Source organism: Muriicola sp. (genome assembly GCF_049669965.1).
Lineage (GTDB): Bacteria > Bacteroidota > Bacteroidia > Flavobacteriales > Flavobacteriaceae > Muriicola.
In genome coordinates this window covers 1-2,757 of record NZ_JBATLB010000037.1, presented here as the reverse complement: position 1 = coordinate 2,757, position 2,757 = coordinate 1, and the positions used below count along the sequence as shown (strand labels likewise).

Sequence of the window (2,757 nt, the reverse complement as noted above, 5' to 3'; positions counted from 1 at the left end):
AAAAAGAGCCGCTGGTATTAAAATGTACCATTTTTCAAAATTTTGGATACCCGGACCAGACCGCAGAAGAGATTGTAGTACATTTCATAGAACAGGATGAAACCAAACAGCTACAAATACTGTCGGTGAAATAGTAAAAAAATTGCTATATTTAAGGGAGAAGGTCAGATTTTTAGACTGTTTTTGAAAGATTCATTATAGTTTTTGCTATGAAACAAATCATTTTTTCACTCCTTTTCTTAATTGCTACCCTATCAATTCAAGCCCAGGAAAAACAACTTACCATACGTGGCAAAGTGACCACTATGGATACCCCATTGATCAATGCTGAAGTGCAATCAGACAGAACCGGCGAGGTGGTAAAAACGGATGCCAAGGGAATGTACCAGTTACAGACAAGTCCTGGAGACTTAATCACCTTCTCCTATCCCGGCTTGTCCGATATGGAGATTGTCGTAGAGGATGTAACCTCGGTCCTGAATATTAAAATGAATGCGAGAGTAACCGTATTAGATGAGGTGGTGGTAAAAAAAACAAGGATCAAAAGCCAGAAGCAACTAAGAATGGAGTATAACTCCAATAAAAACTTGATACAAACGGCCTTTGGGATGTTAGACAAAGAAGCTGTTAATTTTTCAATGCGCATGATTGATAAATCTCAATTAATCTACGGTGGTATAGACTTGGCTTCTGCGCTACAATATCGCTTTGCTGGGATTCGTGTGGAGAGATTTGCTGAGAAGTTCAATAAACCAACGATCTATCTAAGAACCAATGGTATAGGTTTATACCCGGCTATTTATGATGTTGACGGACTTATCTTAACTGAATTTCCGGATTTTGTAATGGTGGAAAATGTTGAACGCATAGCCATACTTAGTGGTCTTGGAATAACCGGCAGATATGGTCTGTCACGTCCTAAAATACGGCTACAGATTAATATTAGTTTTAAGCGGCATATTGATGCACGTAATTAGGTGTTCTGTAATCTAAAGATAAATGCAATCTTTTAGAGTTGTATAATTTGATTGCGTTTTTGGTTGCTTTCTTAGCTTGCACCACGCTGGTAAAGGTTTGGTCAAGATAAAATTCATCCTTTAGTATTCCATTTACCCTTTCTGCCATTGCGTTTTCGTAGCAATGGTTTTCTTCGGTCATACTGATTTCTATTTTCTTTCTTTTTAAAATTTGAGTGTAAACATTACTGCAATATTGAATGCCCCTGTCCGAGTGGTGAATAAGTCCATTAGTGTTTTTGGCGTGGTATATGGCTTTGTTCAGCGCTCTTAGGCAGCCATTAAGTTCTAGACTATCACTTAGGTCGTACCCGACTATTTTCCTTGAATACATGTCGGTAATCAATGCTAGGTAACAGAATCCGTTAATGGTCCTGATGTATGTTATGTCGGAGGCCCAGACTTGATCGGGCCTATCGATTTTAAGGTCCTTAATGATGTTATTGTACTTGTAGAATCGGTGGTATGAATTTGTTGTCCTGGAAGAATATTTTTTTCTTCTGACAAGTAGTCCGTTTTCTCTCAAGATATGGAACAGCCTATCTCTACCTATTTTCAGGTGCCTTTTTTGAAAGTCTTGATTTAATGATTTCATCAGCTTTCTAGTTCCTTCCCTGGGTAGCGTTCTTCTACTTTTTCTAACGAGTCCGACAACGATTTGTTCTACTTCTTTTTTAGCGGTATAGCGTTTATGGAATTTATAATAGGCATCTCTTTTTAAAGAGAATGCATCACAAATGGCATCGATAGTGAACTGTCTATCCTTTCTGTTTTTTGGTGCCGTTTTCATTAGGGCTCGATGTTTAAGTTTTTTTTTAATTCTTCAACATCTTTATATCCCAGGTTCTCGGCAGCTACTTCAAGATAGCTGTCCGTAACGAGCTTTTCCAGGTCCTTTTTGATGAGAAGGTCCTTTAATTGTTTCAGCTCCTTCTGAAGGGCTTTGATACGGCTTAGTTCATCGTCTGTTTGCACGGTTACACGGGTGTTCATTAAATCTTTACGATCATACTTTTTGATCCATACGTTTATAGTACTGGATTGTATCCCGTAAGTTAATGCAATTTGTCTTTTGGAATGGTTCCCTTTGGTAAGTTCTGCTAATACTTTGAGTTTAAAGCTCTCGCTGTAACGTCTCACATATCCATCATTTTTATACATATACATTTGGTTTTTTGTATACATATTTCAGGACGGGTCAATATTATGCACAACGGTCTTGTATATGAAAAGTAGCGGATTTATAGTACTAATTTTTAGGTTTTACAACGACCTTTATTTTATTGATTTTCTTTTGTTTAATTACTTAAACCGCTATTTTTTATATACGGTGTTGTACACAGTTTTTAATTTTCCTTCTTTTATTTTTTCAATCAATTCACATCTTTTTTCGGCTTCACTTTGTTCTTCAAAATTCTCACCAATTTTTACAAAATCATACGGAATATATTTGATTTCAGATTCAACAGTTTTTTCAAAACTACTTTCTCCGTAAGCTAAAAGAGTATTTTTTTCAGTAGTTTCCGAGCTCAACAATATTTGTTTTAATTCGCCATTTTTTTGTTTGGTAAAGACTCTAAATTTTGACCTGTCCATTTCTAATTCAGTTGGATAGAATGCAATTCCGTTTTCATCGAATATTATTTGTTCACGTCTATTCTTTTTTTCGAAAGTTTGCCCAAAATCAGCATTGTCTATTATAATAGCTGTTCCTTTAAAATTTTCCGGTAGAATTATATCA

General features: G+C 36.0%; 4 protein-coding genes. 1 reads left to right on the top strand and 3 read right to left on the bottom strand.

The window, feature by feature from the left end; genetic code table 11:
* Nucleotides 1–209 precede the first annotated feature (209 nt).
* Nucleotides 210–977, top strand: coding sequence for a carboxypeptidase-like regulatory domain-containing protein (locus WBM49_RS02425; protein WP_424370473.1), 768 nt, complete (start codon nucleotides 210–212; stop codon nucleotides 975–977).
* Here the strand turns inward: WBM49_RS02425 and WBM49_RS02420 are convergent.
* From WBM49_RS02420 to WBM49_RS02410, 3 genes are all read right to left on the bottom strand, one after another.
* Nucleotides 949–1,806 carry an IS3 family transposase gene (locus WBM49_RS02420; RefSeq protein WP_424370472.1) on the bottom strand — a complete coding sequence of 286 codons (858 nt, stop codon included), beginning with the start codon at nucleotides 1,804–1,806 and terminating at the stop codon, nucleotides 949–951. The two genes, WBM49_RS02425 and WBM49_RS02420, sit on opposite strands and share 29 nt — an antisense overlap.
* Nucleotides 1,806–2,177 carry a transposase gene (locus WBM49_RS02415; protein WP_424370471.1) on the bottom strand — a complete coding sequence of 124 codons (372 nt, stop codon included), beginning with the start codon at nucleotides 2,175–2,177 and terminating at the stop codon, nucleotides 1,806–1,808. The genes WBM49_RS02420 and WBM49_RS02415 overlap by 1 nt, the downstream gene beginning before the upstream one ends.
* 153 nt (nucleotides 2,178–2,330) lie before the next feature.
* On the bottom strand, nucleotides 2,331–2,757 hold a 427-nt coding region (locus tag WBM49_RS02410), incomplete at its 5' end, for a hypothetical protein (protein ID WP_424370470.1).

What these genes read in the sequence shown, in the direction of transcription:
- WBM49_RS02425 (WP_424370473.1), top strand. Translation starts at nt 210, where the DNA reads ATGAAACAAATCATTTTTTCACTCCTTTTCTTAATTGCTACCCTATCA.
- WBM49_RS02420 (WP_424370472.1), bottom strand. Translation starts at nt 1,806, where the DNA reads ATGAAAACGGCACCAAAAAACAGAAAGGATAGACAGTTCACTATCGAT.
- WBM49_RS02415 (WP_424370471.1), bottom strand. Translation starts at nt 2,177, where the DNA reads ATGTATAAAAATGATGGATATGTGAGACGTTACAGCGAGAGCTTTAAA.